Source organism: Pseudomonas sp. PGPPP1 (assembly GCF_002255865.1).
In the GTDB taxonomy this organism is placed as follows: domain Bacteria; phylum Pseudomonadota; class Gammaproteobacteria; order Pseudomonadales; family Pseudomonadaceae; genus Aquipseudomonas; species Aquipseudomonas cremoris.
This window is the reverse complement of record NZ_NKIG01000026.1, coordinates 28,510-44,899: the sequence shown is the minus strand read 5'-3', so window position 1 is coordinate 44,899 and position 16,390 is coordinate 28,510. Positions and strand designations below refer to the sequence as shown.

At 62.0% G+C, this 16,390-nt stretch carries 15 protein-coding genes; 10 read left to right on the top strand and 5 right to left on the bottom strand.

Annotated features, from left to right (window positions below):
* Both CFE47_RS24060 and CFE47_RS24055 read right to left on the bottom strand, forming a co-directional pair.
* Positions 1-780 (bottom strand): TIM barrel protein, encoded by a 780-nt coding sequence (locus CFE47_RS24060; protein WP_286840906.1) that lies wholly within the window; start codon positions 778-780, stop codon positions 1-3.
* Positions 777-1,781 (bottom strand): Gfo/Idh/MocA family oxidoreductase, encoded by a 1,005-nt coding sequence (locus CFE47_RS24055; RefSeq protein ID WP_286840904.1) that lies wholly within the window; start codon positions 1,779-1,781, stop codon positions 777-779. The genes CFE47_RS24060 and CFE47_RS24055 overlap by 4 nt, the downstream gene beginning before the upstream one ends.
* Before the next feature lie 186 nt (positions 1,782-1,967).
* Here CFE47_RS24055 and CFE47_RS24050 point away from each other — a divergent pair, with 186 nt between their 5' ends.
* Entirely contained in the window at positions 1,968-3,923 is a 1,956-nt protein-coding gene (locus CFE47_RS24050) for a sigma-54 interaction domain-containing protein (RefSeq protein ID WP_286840903.1), read from the top strand.
* Here the strand turns inward: CFE47_RS24050 and rtcR are convergent.
* Positions 3,920-5,500, bottom strand: a complete 1,581-nt coding sequence (rtcR, locus tag CFE47_RS24045) for an RNA repair transcriptional activator RtcR (protein WP_286840901.1) — start codon at positions 5,498-5,500, stop codon at positions 3,920-3,922. The two genes, CFE47_RS24050 and rtcR, sit on opposite strands and share 4 nt — an antisense overlap.
* A gap of 214 nt (positions 5,501-5,714) precedes the next feature.
* On the opposite strand from rtcR, the gene CFE47_RS24040 reads away from it, so the two are divergent.
* The 3 genes from CFE47_RS24040 to rtcA are packed head-to-tail and all read left to right on the top strand — an operon-like array spanning position 5,715 to position 8,768.
* Positions 5,715-6,941: an RtcB family protein gene (locus CFE47_RS24040; protein ID WP_286840899.1), complete on the top strand. Its 1,227-nt coding sequence runs from the start codon at positions 5,715-5,717 to the stop codon at positions 6,939-6,941.
* Between the two features lie 13 nt (positions 6,942-6,954).
* Positions 6,955-7,743 carry a nucleotidyltransferase domain-containing protein gene (locus tag CFE47_RS24035; RefSeq protein ID WP_286840897.1) on the top strand — a complete coding sequence of 263 codons (789 nt, stop codon included), beginning with the start codon at positions 6,955-6,957 and terminating at the stop codon, positions 7,741-7,743.
* 11 nt (positions 7,744-7,754) lie between these two features.
* Positions 7,755-8,768, top strand: a complete 1,014-nt coding sequence (rtcA, locus tag CFE47_RS24030) for an RNA 3'-terminal phosphate cyclase (protein WP_286840895.1) — start codon at positions 7,755-7,757, stop codon at positions 8,766-8,768.
* On the opposite strand, the gene CFE47_RS24025 is transcribed toward rtcA, so the two are convergent.
* A complete protein-coding gene (locus tag CFE47_RS24025; protein ID WP_286840893.1) occupies positions 8,765-9,808 on the bottom strand; it encodes a LacI family DNA-binding transcriptional regulator in 1,044 nt (347 codons plus the stop codon). The two genes, rtcA and CFE47_RS24025, sit on opposite strands and share 4 nt — an antisense overlap.
* Before the next feature lie 161 nt (positions 9,809-9,969).
* On the opposite strand from CFE47_RS24025, the gene CFE47_RS24020 reads away from it, so the two are divergent.
* The 5 genes from CFE47_RS24020 to CFE47_RS24000 are packed head-to-tail and all read left to right on the top strand — an operon-like array spanning position 9,970 to position 14,504.
* Positions 9,970-11,091 (top strand): fatty acid desaturase family protein, encoded by a 1,122-nt coding sequence (locus tag CFE47_RS24020; protein ID WP_286840891.1) that lies wholly within the window; start codon positions 9,970-9,972, stop codon positions 11,089-11,091.
* A gap of 58 nt (positions 11,092-11,149) precedes the next feature.
* Entirely contained in the window at positions 11,150-11,470 is a 321-nt protein-coding gene (locus CFE47_RS24015) for a MocE family 2Fe-2S type ferredoxin (protein WP_286840889.1), read from the top strand.
* Positions 11,471-11,472: 2 nt separating this feature from the next.
* Positions 11,473-12,672, top strand: a complete 1,200-nt coding sequence (locus tag CFE47_RS24010) for an NAD(P)/FAD-dependent oxidoreductase (protein WP_286840887.1) — start codon at positions 11,473-11,475, stop codon at positions 12,670-12,672.
* Position 12,673: 1 nt separating this feature from the next.
* Entirely contained in the window at positions 12,674-13,492 is an 819-nt protein-coding gene (locus tag CFE47_RS24005; protein WP_286840885.1) for a sugar phosphate isomerase/epimerase family protein, read from the top strand.
* A 49-nt stretch (positions 13,493-13,541) separates the two neighbouring features.
* On the top strand, positions 13,542-14,504 hold the full coding sequence (locus CFE47_RS24000) for a Dyp-type peroxidase (protein WP_286840883.1): 963 nt from the start codon (positions 13,542-13,544) through the stop codon (positions 14,502-14,504).
* A gap of 131 nt (positions 14,505-14,635) precedes the next feature.
* Here CFE47_RS24000 and CFE47_RS23995 read toward each other — a convergent pair whose 3' ends face one another.
* Positions 14,636-15,508 carry an undecaprenyl-diphosphate phosphatase gene (locus tag CFE47_RS23995; RefSeq protein WP_286840882.1) on the bottom strand — a complete coding sequence of 291 codons (873 nt, stop codon included), beginning with the start codon at positions 15,506-15,508 and terminating at the stop codon, positions 14,636-14,638.
* 315 nt (positions 15,509-15,823) lie between these two features.
* On the opposite strand from CFE47_RS23995, the gene CFE47_RS23990 reads away from it, so the two are divergent.
* Positions 15,824-16,330, top strand: a complete 507-nt coding sequence (locus CFE47_RS23990) for a GNAT family N-acetyltransferase (RefSeq protein WP_185710694.1) — start codon at positions 15,824-15,826, stop codon at positions 16,328-16,330.
* The last annotated feature ends 60 nt before the right edge of the window (positions 16,331-16,390 follow it).

The window sequence follows — 16,390 nt, the reverse complement described above, 5'->3', positions numbered from 1 at the left end:
TTATAGGGTGAACGCTTGACGGAATCGCTGCAGGGCCAACTCGCTGTCGCCGCTGGCCCAGCCTTCGAGGCCGACCACGCCGCTGTAGCCCATGGCATGCAAGGCCCTGGCGATGGCCGGGTAGTGGATTTCGCCGGTGCCGGGCTCCTTGCGGCCTGGCACGTCGGCCACCTGGATTTCGCCGATGGCGGTGCCGGCGCGCTGGATCAGCTCGATCAAGTTACCTTCGCCGATCTGCGCGTGGTACAGGTCCAGGTTCATCTTCAAATGCGGGCTGCCCACCGCTTCGATCAACGCCAGGGTATCGTCGGCGCGGGCGAACGGGGTGCCGGGGTGGTCAACCTCGGTGTTGAGGTTTTCCAATAGGAACACGCGGCCGGCGTCTTCCCCCAGGCGGGCGATTTTTTCCAGGGTCTTGCACGCGCTCAGCCACATACGCCCGGTGGTCTGGCTCACGGGTTGCACCGGCAGGCCGCCTTCGCCCAGGCCGGTGCCATGCAGGTTGAGGCTGGGGCAGTTGAGTTGCTCGGCGATGCCGATGGATTCGCGAGCGCTGTCGAGCAACTGGCGGATGCCATCCGTGTCGGTGAGGTTGCCGCTGATGTAGCCGGTCATTGAGGTGAAGTCGGCGCCGGTGGTGGCCAGGGCATTGATGTCCTTGTCGGTCCAGCTCCAGATTTCGGCGCTGAAGCCCAACTCATGAATGCGCTTGACCCGCTCAATGAACGGCAGGTCGAGAAACACCATCTCGGCGCTGATCGCCAGTTTGAACGGGCTCATACGGCCACCGCCTTACCTTGCTGGAACGACTCGATGCACGCACGGGCAATCGCCAGGGCGGCGCGGGCGTCTTCACCACTGGCCATCGGCTTGGCGCCGGTGCGCAGGCAATCGGCGAAGTGGTTGAGTTCGGCAATGTAGGCGTCACGCAACAGGTCAGTGTCCAGGCGCTGGGTGTCGGCCTGGATGCCTTGGGCCAGGTAGCGCACCAGGTCGGAATCGTTGAGGCTGCCCATGCTCAGCATGCCTTCGCTGCCGAACACTTCGCCGCGCACGTCGTAGCCATACACGGCCTGGAAGTTGGCCTCGGCAGTGGCAATGGCGCCGTTGTCGAAGCGGATCGCGACTACCGCGGTGTCGAGGAAACCTTTGCTCTTGTACGCCGGGGCGATCAAAGCGTCGGCCATCACGTACACCTGCACCGCTTCGGCACCGGGGTTGAGGTAACGCAGGGTGTCGAAGTCGTGGATCAGGGTTTCCAGGAAGATCACCCACTGCGGTGATGCGGCGGGATTGTTCAGCGCCGGGTCGCGGGTCAACGAACGCAGCAACTGCGGGGTGCCGATACGGCCGGCGGCGACATCCAGGTGGGCGGTGCGAAAACTCTTGGCAAAACGCCGGTTGAAACCGACCTGCAGCGGCACGCGGGCTTCGGCTGCTGCGGCGATGGCGCGGTCGGCTTCATCCAGGGTGATGGCCATGGGTTTTTCGCAGAAGATTCCTTTGCCGGCACGGGCCGCGCTGATCACCAGCTCGGCGTGGCTGCGGGCGGGGGCGGCGATGATGACGCCGTCGATGTCCGGGTCGTCGAGCAGTTGCTGTGGGTCGGTGTAGACCTTGTCCACGCTCAATTCAGCGGCGAGGCGGGCGGCTTGGCCTGGCGTGGGGTCGGCAATCGCCACCAGGCTGGCACCGGGGATATGCCGTGCGGCGGTCAAGCCGTGGAAGCTGCCCATGCGACCGGCGCCGATCAAACCCAGGCGGATGTTCTGTGTATTCATGAAATAACCCCTTTTTTATTGTTGGCCTCAGGACGCTCCTGATGGGCAGAGGGGTATGAGCAAGGGCTGTGCCAATTAATAACTAATTGATATTTAAAGCTTTATAAGAATATGTAAACAAAAAGTGTTCATTTCAATGACATGCCTATACTGACATGTCAAAAACATGAACATGAGTAGCCTTAAATGAGCATGACGTTCAGCGTGCAAGACCTCGATTACCTCACGAGCCTGGGGCCTGCCGTGTTGAATGACGGCCCGGTTGTCGCGCTGGAGCAGGCGTGGAGCGATTGTCTGGCCGGCCAGGTCGAGCGCCCGCTGGCGGTGCGCCAAGTGATCTGGGATTCGTGGCGGCGCAGTGTCGAGGCCGGTATTGATCCTGCGGACAGCGCGTACCGTTTTGCCGCCCCCGAAACCCTGGTCGCTACCCTGGCTACTCATCGCGTGCTGATCGCCGCCGCCGCACAGGTCATGCATGGCCTGCTGGCGTATAACCCGCGTGGCCATATCAATCTCACCGATGCCGATGGCACCACCCTGTACTTCTGTGGGTTGGATATCACTCCGGTGGGCAGTCGCCTGCTGGAGTCCGTGCAAGGCACCAACTGCACCGGCCTGGCCCTGGCCGAGGACCACTTGGTGTACGTGCTTGCCGAAGAAAACTTCGGCAGTGGCCTGCGCCAACGCCGCATGCATTGCGCCGCCGCACCGATCAAGAATGCCCAGGGCGACACGCTGGCCATGCTGACCCTGACCGCCGAACCCGGCTGGTTTCATTTCCATACCCTCGGCACCGTGCAAGCAGCCGCCGACGCGGTGTCACGCCAGATGGCGCTGCAAGGGCTGCTGGAAGAGCAGCAAACCGTGCTCGAAGTGCTCAATGAAGGCCTGGTGGTGCTGGATGAGCGTGGCTGCATCAAGGCGCTCAACCGCTATGCGCGGCAGTTGTTCGGAGTGGGCCTGGAACTGATCGGCAGCCCGTTCCAGCGCCTGGGGCGCAGCGAGTTGAGTGACGTGCTGGGTGAACCGGTGCGCGATCTCGATTGCACCTTTCACCTGCACGACCGCAGCCAACTCGCCTGCCTGGTGTCGGTGTGCCCGCTGGAGCAGGGCGGGGTGATCGTGTCACTGCGCGAAAACCGCCGCATCCGCGAAATCACCCGGCGCATCATCGGCACCCAGGCCAGCTACACCTTCGACACCATCCAGGGCAGTTCGCGGGCGATCCAGGACGCGCTGCACTTGGGGCGCATTGCCAGCCGCAGCGACTCCACCACCTTGATCCTCGGTGAAAGCGGCACCGGCAAAGAATTGTTCGCCCAGGCGATCCACAATGGCAGCGACCGGCACAAGGGCCCGTTTGTGGCAGTGAACTGCGGCGCGATCCCACGGGACCTGGTGCAAAGCGAGCTGTTCGGCCACGTCGAAGGCGCCTTCACCGGCGCAGCCCGTGGCGGGTCGGCAGGCAAGTTCGAACTGGCGGATGGGGGCACCATCTTCCTGGATGAAATTGGCGACATGTCCTTCGACGCCCAAGTCAGCCTGCTGCGGGTATTGCAGGAGGGTGAAGTGACCCGTGTCGGCGCAAAAAGCTCGCGGCAAGTGAATGTGCGCATCATCGCCGCCACTCACCGCAACCTGAGCCAGGCGGTGGCCGAGGGTGCGTTTCGCGAAGACCTTTACTACCGCCTCAACGTGCTGAACTTGACCGTGCCACCGCTGCGCATGCGTCGCGAAGATATCCCGTTGCTGGCGCGGCACTTCCTCACGCGATGCGCGCGTTCGCTGCGTAAATCGGTGCAAGGTTTTTCGCCGGATGCGCTGGCGTTGCTGTCGGCCTATGGCTGGCCGGGCAATGTGCGTGAATTGGAAAACAGCATCGAGCGGGCGACCAACCTGGCGATGGGGGAGTTGATCCAGGCAGTGGATCTGCCGCTGGAGGCCCGGCAACGCTCACCGGCACGCCTGCACGAGCCGCAACCGGTCCAGGACTTGAGTAGTCACGAAATGAACGCCATCGTCGCTGCGCTGCAAGGCACTGGCGGCAATATCCGGTTAGCCGCCCGCCAACTGAACGTGTCCCGAGGCGGCCTCTATAACAAGATGAATCGGTTTGGCCTTGTTGCTGGGGATTTTCGCTAGGGTTTCAACTGTTTCCAGTCAACCCCAAAGCGCGCCAGGTATTTGCGCAGACGATCCGCATCGTTCGGCTGGGCCTTGGCCTGGCGAGTTACGCCGAATAAACGCCGGCCAGCTTCGGACAGGCTGTCGCACTGCAAGCACACATCGATCACCGCCTTGAGTTGCAACTGGTCAAACAGGTCGAGGTCGGTGGGCAGCAGGGCGTGGGGTTCGGACAGCCCCCAGGCGTAGCGCAGTCGCTGGATTTCTTCTTCAACCTGGGCTTCGTCGATGCGCCCGCTGTCGGCCAGCGTCGCCATGCGCGTGATCGACGCTGACAGCTCACGAAAGTTGCCCAGCCACGCCGCTTCGCTGGAGCAGGCAAACGCCAGATAGCGGCGCCGCGCTTCCAGGTTGAAGCGCACACGGCGGCCTTGTTCGCGGGCGTGGCGCTCCAGTTCAAAATCGATGTTTGGCTCGATGTCCTCGCGGCGTCCCGCCAGGCCAGGCAGGTCAAAGGTCCATAGGTTGATGCGGGCATACAGGTCTTCGCGGAACAGCCCTTCGGCTACGCGCCCGCGCAGGTCGCGGTGGGTGCCGGCGATGATCAAAAAATCGCTGGCCACTTCGCGGTCGGCGCCCATGGGATAGAAGCGTTTTTCTTCGATGGCCTTGAGCAGCATCGCCTGTTCATCCAGGCCCAGTTCGCCGATTTCATCCAGGAACAGCATGCCGCCATCTGCCGCGCGAAGCAGGCCGTCCCGGGCGTTTTGCGCACCGGTGAAGGCGCCCTTGATATGCCCGAACAACGCCGACATCGCGCCGTCGCCGCGCAAGGTGGCGCAGTTCACTTCGACAAAACGTCCCTGCACCTGATGGCGGCTGCGCTTGAGCTCAAAGATGCGTCGGGCGAGGAAGGATTTGCCCGCGCCAGTGGGGCCGATCAACAGCATCGGCGCGGTGGAGCGCACGGCCACTCGCTCAATCTGTTCGATGGAGCTATTGAAGGCGCTGTTGCGAGTGGCGATTCCCGACTTGAGGAAGGCCAGGCCTTCCAGGCGCTGGTGGCTAAAGCGTGAAGCGATGCGGTCGTAGCGCGACAGGTCGAGGTCGATCAGGGTGTGGGTGCCGGTGGCGAGCTCATGCTCGTCGCGGCGGCGGCTGGGGGAGGTCTGGATCAGTCGCGCCGGCAGATTGCGCGCCTCGGTGAGCAGGAACCAGCAGATCTGCGCCACGTGGGTGCCGGTGGTGATATGGACCAGGTAGTCCTCGCGCTCGGTGTCGAAGGAGTAGGCGGCCGTAAAGTCGTGCAGCGCGCCGTAGACCTCTTCGAAATCCCACGGGTTGTTCAGCGGCATGGGGTGCAGGCGCACCTCGGTGTGCGGCGAAACCTGCTGGATATCGGCACGTATCCGTTCGGCGATGCTGACGTCGCGGGCGTCGATGTCGTGGATCAGCTCCAGGCGATCAATCTGCAAGTCATCCTGCTGGCACAGGCCGACGCTGGGCCGCCAGTGATTCCAGCGGTTGGCACCCTTGCCGACGCGATCCAGCTTGGAGCCGATAAACCCGATGGTGACCGTGCGCTTGTGTTTCATGGCTAGACCAAAATATAAGTAACGATATGTAAGGATATGAATAGGGTGGTGGGCTTGTCATCGGTTTTAAGCTCTTGAAGCTGAATAAAATTAAAATATGTATATAAAACAATTGGATGGATATTTTTAAGTGGACTTGAGTGGAATCTGGCACGACCGCTGCTATATCCCAGCCAACGCCGCAACGACGGCTTTCAAAAAAAGAATCGAGATCATGCAAGAGAAAACCTACCAACTGCTGGAAGTGGCCAACGGCAAGCCAATCAAACTCTGGACTCAAGGCGTACCCGTAGAACCTGAAGCCCGCCAGCAACTGATGAACACCGCGCAGATGCCGTTTATCTTCAAGCACCTCGCGGTGATGCCGGATGTGCATTTGGGCAAGGGCTCGACCATCGGCAGCGTGATCCCCACCGTGGGTGCGATCATCCCGGCGGCGGTGGGTGTGGACATCGGCTGCGGCATGATCGCCGCGCGCACCACGCTGATGGCCGGCGACTTGCCCGACAACCTCCATGGCCTGCGCTGCGCCATCGAGGCCGCCGTGCCCCATGGCCGCACTCGCAGCCGCAACGGTCGTGACAAAGGCGCTTGGGAAAACGTACCAGCCCAGGCCGACCAGGTGTGGTCGGTGCTGAATCCGCGTTTCAAGGCGATCACCGACAAATACCCGCAACTGGAGCGCAGCAACCACCGCCAGCACTTGGGCACGCTGGGCACCGGCAACCACTTTGTCGAGGTGTGCCTGGATGAAGCCAACCGGGTCTGGTTCATGTTGCACAGCGGTTCTCGTGGCGTCGGTAACGCCATCGGCAACCTGTTTATCCAGTTGGCCCAGGCGGACATGCGTCAGCACCTGGCCAACCTGCCGGACCGCGACCTGGCGTATTTCGAAGAGGGCAGCCAGCACTTCGATGACTACGTGGAAGCGGTGGGCTGGGCCCAGGATTTTGCGCGGCAGAACCGTGAACTGATGATGAAAGCGGTGGTGCAGGCCACACGCAAGGTGATCAGCAAGCCGTTTGAGGTCGCATTGGAGGCGGTGAACTGCCATCACAACTACGTGCAGAAAGAGCGGCATTTTGGTGAGGACGTTCTGGTCACGCGTAAGGGTGCCGTGTCGGCGAAGAAGGGCGAGTTGGGGATTATTCCGGGGTCCATGGGTGCCAAGAGCTTCATCGTGCGCGGCCTGGGCAACGAAGAGTCGTTTTGCTCCTGCAGCCACGGCGCCGGGCGCACCATGAGCCGCACCAAGGCCAAGAACACCTTCACCGTAGAAGACCAGATCCGCGCCACCGCCCATGTGGAATGCCGCAAGGACGCGGATGTGATCGATGAAATACCGATGGCCTACAAGGACATCGACCTCGTCATGCACGCCCAGCGTGAGCTGGTAGAAGTACTGCACACCTTGCGTCAGGTGGTGTGCGTCAAAGGTTAAAAGGGGATCCAAGATGCAAAAGGAAGAACGCCACCCATTGAGCGACGCCATGCGTACGCGGGTGTTGCAGGAGCTTGCACGCATAGAGCGCGAGCGCAATGTCACGGTGTTGTACGCCTGTGAGTCCGGCAGCCGGGCCTGGGGCTTTGCCTCCACCGACAGTGACTACGATGTGCGCTTCGTCTACGTGGAGAAGCCTGATTGGTTCTTGCAGGTGGATGCGCCACGGGACGTGATTGAGCGCCCGCTGGATGACGAGTTGGACATAAGCGGCTGGGAGCTGCGCAAGACCTTGGGCCTGCTGCGCAAATCCAATCCTACGTTGCTGGAGTGGTTGGATTCGCCACTGGTGTATCGCCAGAACGCTGAGGCCACGGCGCAACTGCGTGGCTTGGCCGAGGCGTTCTATAGCCCGCCGGCTGCGCGCAATCATTACTTGTCGATGGCCAAGAAAAACTTTCGCGGCTACCTGCAAGGTGACTCGGTGCGCTTCAAGAAGTACTTCTACGTACTGCGGCCGTTGCTCGCGGTGCGGTGGATCGACCTGGGCTTGGGTCGCCCGCCGATGACCTTCGCCGACTTGCTGAGTACGGTGGATGACGCGCAACTGTTGGACGAAGTCGCGAGCTTGCTGGTGTTGAAACGCAATGCCGGTGAGGCGGCGTACGGGCCACGGCGTCCAGCGCTGCATGCGTATATCCAGCGCGAACTGGAACGCACAGTGCCGGTATTGCCACGCACGCAGCAAGACTCACTGCAACTCGACCACTACCTGCGCGACACGGTTAAACGCTTTGCTTAAGGATATGCACAATGATTGAACTCGACGGCGCCATCGGTGGTGGCCAGGTACTGCGCAGTGGCTTGAGCCTGGCGATGGTCACTGGGCAGGCCTTGCACATCAAGAATATCCGCGCCAAGCGCAGCCGGCCGGGGTTGATGCGCCAGCACCTGACCGCGGTGCTGGCGGCGGCCGAGGTGTGTGGCGCCAAGGTGGAGGGGGCCGAGTTGGGTTCGCAGACCTTGCGGTTTGAGCCTGGCCCGATTCGCGGCGGTGACTACCGCTTCGCCATCGGCACGGCGGGCAGTTGCACCCTGGTCCTGCAAACGCTGCTGCCGGCGCTGTTGCACGCGCCGACGGCCAGTCGTGTGACGATCTGCGGCGGCACCCACAACCCATTGGCGCCGCCGGTGGACTTCCTGCAGCAGGCCTGGCTGCCGTTGTTGCGCCGCATGGGCGCGCGCATTGAGTTGAGCTTGAACCGCTATGGGTTCTCCCCTGCGGGCGGTGGGGAGCTGGAGGCATTCATCCAGCCGTCCGAACTGAAGCCTCTGCACCTGATGCAGCGCGGAAAGTTGCTGGCGTCACGCGCCATCGCGCTGAGCGCTGGGTTGCCCGCCCAGGTCGGTGAACGCGAACTCAAGCGTGTGAGGCAGCGCTTGGAATTCGACGATACGCAATTGCTCTGGACAGAGATCGACCCGCAACAAGGCCCGGGCAATATGCTGATGCTGGAGTACGTCCACGAACAGGTCACCGAGGTGTTCAGCGCCTTTGGCATGACCACAGTGAGGGCCGAAAAAGTTGCAGACCAGGCCATCGACCAGGCCATGGAGTGGCGCTGCACGGACACAGCGGTAGGTGAGCACCTGGCGGATCAGTTGCTGTTGCCGATGGCATTGGCGGGCGGTGGGCGTTTCACCACGCCGCATATGAGCGACCACTTGCACAGCAACATGCAAGTCATCCAACGCTTTTTGCCGGTAGCGATTGAAAGCCAAGTGCTGGAAGAGGGCGGGTTGAAGGTGGAGTGCCGGGCGCTTTAGAGATTCTCCGACGTCACGATCTGCGGCGGTATGTGCACCCGGTGCCGCACCGGATCGAACGCCTCACCGTCCTGCAGCTCCACCAGCAACTCGATCAACGCCTTGGCTGTTTGGCGCGGCTGCGAATCCATCACCACATCAATCAACCCCTGGCGAAGTGCATCACGCGACAGTGCGGTGGACTCCTGCAGGATGCAGCACAGCGCCGGGCGCTTTGGCAACTGGGCCAGGGCATTGATGATGCCGTCGCCGCCACCGCCCACCACACACAACCCGCGCAGGTCGTTGTGGCGGGTGATCAGGTCGAGGGTGGCTTCCTCGGTGATGTCGCTGTTGTCGAGGTTGATCAGCGGCTCAAGTGGCTTGAGCCCAGGTGCGTGCTCGGCAAGGTAGCTGTGCAAACCTTCGACCCGGGCCTGGTGGCCGAGAAAACGATGGCCGCCCAGCAAGATTCCCACGCTGCCTTTGCGTGCACCGCAGGTGCGGGCGAGCAACCAACCCATGGTGCGCCCGACCACATGGTTGTCCTGGCCCACGTAGGGTTCGGCGGCGTGTTCATGAATATCTGAGAGCAACGCCACTACCGGCACGCCGGCTTCACGGATCTGCTTGAGTGTGGCGTTGATCAGTGGGTGGGCAAAGCTGACGACGGCGAGGCCATCGCACTGCACGGCGAGCTGTTCGATCTGCGCGACGATGGCACTGGGGGTGCGATCCACGATGTGCTCGAACTGGCAGCTCAGGTTGGCGCCAGGGTGCAGTGCAGCGGCATCGCTGATTGCCTGCGCCAGGCTGGTGTAAAACGCCTGGGCAGTGGCCAGCAACAGGATGCCGAAGCGGTACGTGGGGCGACGTTCGCGAATGCGTTGGCCGATCAGCCGGGCGGCAAAATATCCCACGGCCTCAGCGGCCTGGAATACTTGCTCGGCAGTCTGCGGATTGACCGGCGCACGCGCATTCAACACGCGGTCGACGGTGGCCACACTGAGGCCCGCCTGGGCGGCCACGGTGGCGATGGTTGGGCGTTTATTGTTGTTCATGGCAGGCCCTTTATGCGTCTTGATAGAAAACTATCAAGCCCCGCTGGGCCTGGATGATAGCTTGATAGGGAATGGATTCAAGGCCTTGAGGGTGAATAACCGGTTCTCTATCGTTGGTTTCGCAAAGCACCAGAAACCCACGCTTGCGGAGAACAATAACAATGCCTGAACACACCGCTCACACCGCCCGGCGCGACTACAGCCTTACCGGCCCCGAAGCCGCCCGCGCCGCCGAAAAAGGCCTGGTATCAGCCAGTTGGTACCAATCGCCGATTTCCCGCAAACGCATGAAAGAACTGATGCAGCGCCGCGACGGTCCGGCGCTGCGCGATACCGCTATCTGGTTTGCCGCATTGTTCGCCACGGGCTTTGGCGGCTACTGGTTCTGGGGCTCTTGGGCTTGCGTGCCGTTCTTTATCGCCTATGGCGTGCTCTACGGCACCGCGTCCAACCCGCGCTGGCACGAGACCGGCCACGGCACCGCGTTCAAGACCCGCTGGATGAACGACGTGCTGTACCAGGTCGCCAGCTTCATGTGCATCTTCGAACCCCATGTATGGCGCTGGAGCCATGCACGGCACCACACCGACACCATCGTGGTCGGCCGCGACCCGGAGATCGTCGAGCCGCGTCCGCCGAGCTTCTTGATGATGTTCCTGAGCCTTTTCAATTTGCCCCTGGCCTGGAAAACCTTCAGCGGCGTGGCGCGGCATGCGATCGGCAAGATGAGTGCCCAGGAAGCGGATTTCATCCCTGAATCCGAATGGCCCAAAGTGTTCCGTGCGGCGCGTATCTGGGTGGGCATTTATGCCGTGGTCATCGGCACTGCGTTGTACCTGCACAGCTGGCTGCCCTTGATGTTGGTGGGTTTGCCAAGTCTCTACGGCGCGTGGCTCGGCTACCTGTTCGGCCTCACCCAGCATGTGGGCCTGGCCGAGGATGTGCTGGACCACCGCAGCAACTGCCGCACCATCTACATGAACCGCGTGCTGCGTTTTATCTACATGGACATGAACTACCACCTCGAACACCACATGTACCCGATGGTGCCGTACCACGCCCTGGCCCAGTTGCACGAAGAAATCCGCAACGACTGCCCGCCGCCGTACGCCAATCTCTTCGAGGCCTACAAGGAAATCCTCCCGACGGTCTGGCGCCAGCGCAGCGACCCCACCTATTTCGTCCAACGCCCAACCCCTGTAGTGAGCGAGCTTGCTCGCGCCGGGGTGCGCAGCAGCCCCAATGAGGCCACTGCGTTCTTTCAGACCCATCTCGACAGCTGATCTTGGGGCTGCTGCGCACCCCAGCGCGGGACAAGCCCGCTCACTACAAGGAACCTTTATGAACGATCAATGGATCGACGTCTGCGCCGTGGGCGAAATAGACGAAGAAGACGTGCTGCGCTTCGACCACGGCGCGCACACCTACGCGGTGTACCGCTCGGCCGAGAATGCGTTTTTTGCCACCGCCGGCCTGTGCACCCACGAGAAAATCCACCTCGCCGACGGCCTGGTGATGGACCACGTGATCGAGTGCCCCAAGCACAACGGCCGCTTCGATTACCGCACCGGCAAGGCCATGGGTGCGCCGGTGTGCGTCAACCTCAAGACCTACCCGGTACGGGTCGAAGCGGGGCGAGTGCTGCTCGCCGTCACGGCCTGATGATGAACGCACCCCTGATCATCGTGGGCGCCGGGCATGCCGGCGGCCGTGCAGCGCTGACCCTGCGCGAAGAAGGCTACACCGGGCGCCTGATCCTGATCGGCGACGAGCCGCACCTGCCCTATGAGCGGCCCCCGCTGTCCAAAGGGCTGTTGCAAGGCACGACGGACCTGGCCGGCTGCAGCCTGTGCGACAGCGACCGGCTGGCCGAACTGGGCATCGAACATATCGCCGGTAACCCCGTTACTCAATTGCAACCCCAGCAACACCGTCTGCAACTGGCCGACGGCCAATGGCTGCCCTACGCTGGCTTGCTGCTGGCCACTGGCGGGCGGGCGCGGCGTTTGCCCCAGGTGCAGGCCAACGTGCTGTACCTGCGCACCCACGATGAAGCGCTGGCCCTGCGCAGTGTGCTGAACCCCGGCACGCGGCTGGTGGTGGTCGGTGGCGGTTTTATCGGCCTGGAAGTAGCGGCGACCGCACGTGGCCTGGGCTGTGAGGTCACGGTGCTGGAAGCCGGGCCACGGCTGGCGGGCCGTGTGCTGCCGCCGGTTATCTCCCAGGCGCTGTTGGAATTGCATCGCGAACAAGGTGTGGACGTGCGATTGAATGTGGCCCTGGAATCCATTCAGGCCGACAGCGTGCAATTGGTGGATGGGCAATTACTGCCCTGCGACCTGGTGGTGGTGGGCATCGGCATGCAGCCCAATATCGAACTGGCCACGGCGGCTGGGCTAGAAGTGGGGCAGGGCATTCGCGTCGACGACTATCTGCGCACCAGCGCCCCGAATATCTATGCGGCAGGCGATGTGTGCGAGTTCCGCCTGGGCGGGCTCTTTCAACGCCAAGAGACTTGGCGCAATGCCGAAGCCCAGGGGCGGCACGCCGCGTTGAACTTGCTGGGGCGTGAGACTCCGTTCGAAGCGCTTCCCGGTTTCTGGTCCGACCAGTATCACTGGGGCTTGCTGACCGTAGGTGTGATGAGCCCCTCCGTGGTCACCCGTGCACTGCCCGGCGGCGGTCTGCTGCTGTTCTACCTCGACGCCGAGCAGCATTTGCAAGGTGCCTGCGGCTGGGCGCCCGGCAACAGCGTGGCCAAGGACATCAAGCTGTGTGAACGCTTGATCGCTGCGCGTATCCCGTTGAATCCGACCGGCCTGGCCGACCCTGAACTGTCCCTCAAACACCTGCTGCGAGGCTGATATGCGCCAATTCCTAGTGTTCCAATCCCTGTGGGCCATGCAAACCGAGCCCGGTCCGTTGGAGGCTCAGCTTGACCGTATCAAAGCCGCCGGCTTCGACGGCATCACCGACCATTATTGGAAGCCCGCCGAGGTCGCTCACCTGCATGCCGCCGCCACCGCCCGGGGCTTGCAGATCGAAGGCCAGTTGTTTCCGCAATCGGTTGACGACCTGGCTGCCGCGCTGGATGTGATCAGCCGGTATGGTTGCCACCACCTCACCTTGCAGGCCGATGTGCGCCCGCGTACTCAAGCCGAGGCCGCGCGGTTGGTAGAAGGCTGGCAGCGGTTGGCCGAGCAGGTGGACTTTCCGGTGCTGCTGGAAACCCATCGATATCGACTGACCAACGACCTGTTGTTCACCCTCGACCTGCTGGCGCAAATGCCGGATTTGAAACTGCTGGCCGACCTGTCTCACTACGTGGTCGGGCGCGAATTGCCCGAGCCTGGCGTCGCTGAAGACGACGAGCAGATCCGCACGATCCTGCGCCACAGCTGGGGCTTTCACGGCCGCGTGGCCAGTAGCGAGCAGGTACAGGTCGCGCTGGGTTTTCCCCAGCATCAAGCCTGGGTACAGCGGTTTACCGAGTGGTGGCGCTACGGGATCGAAGACTGGCTGGCTCGCCCGCACACCTCGCACAGCCTGTCCTTCACCTGCGAACTGGGCCCGCCGCCTTACGCGATCACCGGCGCAGACGGGCGCGAGCTCAGTGATCGCTGGGCCGAGGCGCTACAACTGCAGGCGTTGATTCGCGAGGTGTGGCGAAATTGTCAGAAATGATCTGCTAATCTGCGCGGGTTAAATCTTGCCATTAGCCTGGACGTTCACCATGACCCCATCCTCTGTTGAGCCGCCTCTCGAACCGCAGTCCGTATGCCACCCGATCACCAGCAGCGCGATTTTCATGGTCGCCACCCTCGCTCCCGGCACTGAGGACACTGTGCGTGGCTGGTGCGCCGATATCGCCGGGCTAGTGCGCTCGGTGGGCAAGCGCGTGCCGGCAGGCAACCTCACGTGTGTTTGCGGGTTTGGCTCGGACGCCTGGGATCGGCTATTCGGCGCACCGCGTCCGGCGGCGCTGCACCCGTTTCGCGAGTTCGGTGTGCAAGGGCGCAAAGCCGTGTCGACACCTGGGGATATCCTGCTGCATATCCGCGCCGAACAGATGGACCTGTGCTTTGAACTGGCCACCCAATTGATGGCGGCGCTGGGCGACAGCGTCAAGGTGGTGGATGAGGTCCAGGGGTTCCGCTACTTCGACATGCGCAGCATCATCGGCTTTGTCGACGGCACCGAGAACCCGGTGGGGCGCAAGGCCGAGGGCTTCACCATCGTCGGTGATGAAGACCTCGAATTCCGAGGTGGCAGCTATGTGCTGGTGCAGAAATACTTGCACAACATGACGGCCTGGAACGGCCTGACGGTGGAAGCCCAGGAAAAAGTGATCGGGCGTACCAAGTTGTCGGATATCGAGCTGGACGATGAGACCAAGCCGAGCAATTCCCACAGCGCGCTCACTGTGATCACGGATGAGAACGGCGAAGAAGTGAAGATCCTGCGCGACAACATGCCCTTCGGCCGACCGGGTGCGGGGGAGTTCGGCACCTATTTCATCGGTTACGCGCGTTCGCCGCAGCCGTTGGAGTTGATGCTGGAGAACATGTTCGTCGGCCGGCCGGTGGGCAACTATGATCGCTTGCTGGACTTCAGCACGGCAGTGACCGGGGGGTTGTTCTTCGTGCCCTCGGCGGACCTGCTTGAAGAGCTGGCCGAGCGAACAACAGATTTATAGTCAACACACTTCAAATGTGGGAGCTGGCTTGCCTGCGATAGCGGTGTATCAGCCAGAAATGCATTGCCTGACACACTGCTATCGCGGGCAAGCCCGCTCCCACATTGGATCTTTCCACATCGAATTTTGCGTCAGCTCAGCAAACCGGTACTCACCGCCACAATCAGGAACACCCCCAACAACGCCCGGTAGATCACAAACGGCCAAGTCGAAAACCGCTCCAGAAACTTCATCAATCCCCATATCGCAAAAAATGCCGAGATGCTCGCCACCACCAACCCAAACAACAAATGCGGCCAAGCGTGGGCGGGCATGTCGGCGTGCAGCAGCACCCACAGCTCTTTCAAGCCGGCGAGGGCAATCGCCGGCAGGCCCAGCAGGAAGGAAAAGCGCGCCGCTTCCTCACGCTTGAAGTTGAGGAACAGCGCGGCGGTCAGGGTCGAGCCGGAGCGCGAAATGCCCGGAATCAGCGCACCAATCTGCGCAATGCCCACGATCAACGCATCGCGCAGGCGCATTTCACTCACTTCCCGCGTATGGCGCGCGCGTACTTCAGCCACCGCCAACAACACCGCCATGACCACGCAGGAAATGCCGATCACCATCAGCCCACGCAGCGGCGAGTTGCATGCGTTCAGGGTCGAGGACAACGCGAGGCCGGCAATACCGATGGGGATGGTTGCCAGCACGATCGCCACCGCCAGCTTGAACCAGCGGTCGTTGTAGTCGCCCCGGCGCACTGCACCGATGCTGCCGGTGGTCACCTGGCGTACGTCGCGCCAAAAGTAACTGACCACCGCTGCCAGCGCCGCCAACTGCATGGCCGCCGAAAACGCCGAGCCGGGGTCTTGCCAGCCAAGCAGAGCAGGCACCACACGCATGTGGGCGGTGGACGACACCGGCAACAGTTCGGTGATGCCCTGGATCACGCCCAGGATGAAGATCTGCAGGTAGTCCAGGGAGGCAAAACCCACATCCAGGCCGGCGGAACAGACGTTGGTCAAAATACGTGCCCTCAAAAGTAAAAATCGATTTGTAGTGAGCGGGCTTGTCCCGCGCGGGGTGGCGAAGCCGCCCCAAATAGGGCGCCGCAGTGTTTCAGAAAGACCGAGGTGTTTGGTTTAGGGCGGCTACGCCCCCCAGCGCGGGCAAGCCCGCTCACTACAATTTGGGTAGAGTTTATTCTAAATGTTTCAGAGAATTTGACAGGCCAGCGCAAATCCGCAATCGGTTCAGCAAACAGAAAGGTTAGACAATGTATTGGCCTGCGCAGGGGTTTTGTGAACAATGGCGCCCTGCGTTTTTTCACCGAGAGTCCCATGCCTGAAACCACCGTCGAATTGATCCAGACCGGCCCTGATGATGCCGAGCTGATCCGCAATCTCTATCAGTATTACGCCTACGAGTCGTCGGACTGGGAGCAGGAAGATGTCGAGGCCGATGGGCGTTTTTACATCCACGACGAGCACCTGGTGCGTTACTGGGAAGACCCACAGTGGAGCGCCAACCTGCTGCTGGTGGATGGTTATATCGCCGGCTTCCTGTTGATCGAAGGCAGCGAGTTGCCGGGCATCGACGCCCTGGAGCTGGCTGACCTGTTCATCCTCAAACGCTACCGCCGCAAAGGCATCGGCCGTGCCATTGCCAGCCAGGTGCTGTGCAGCGGCGAGGCCAATTGGCTGGTGCGTTTCTATGACCAGGATGAAGTGTCCCAGGCGTTCTGGCGCACCGTGCTGGATAACTTGCCGCGCCCGGTGCAGAGCCTGGAGCTGGACGACGACCCGCAATTGGTGAGCTACCTGATCACGCGGGCTGCGCTGCATTAAGTGGCGGTGGTTGCAGAGGAAGAGGCTTCGGCCTCTTTTTTTTGCCTGAGTTTTAGCTAT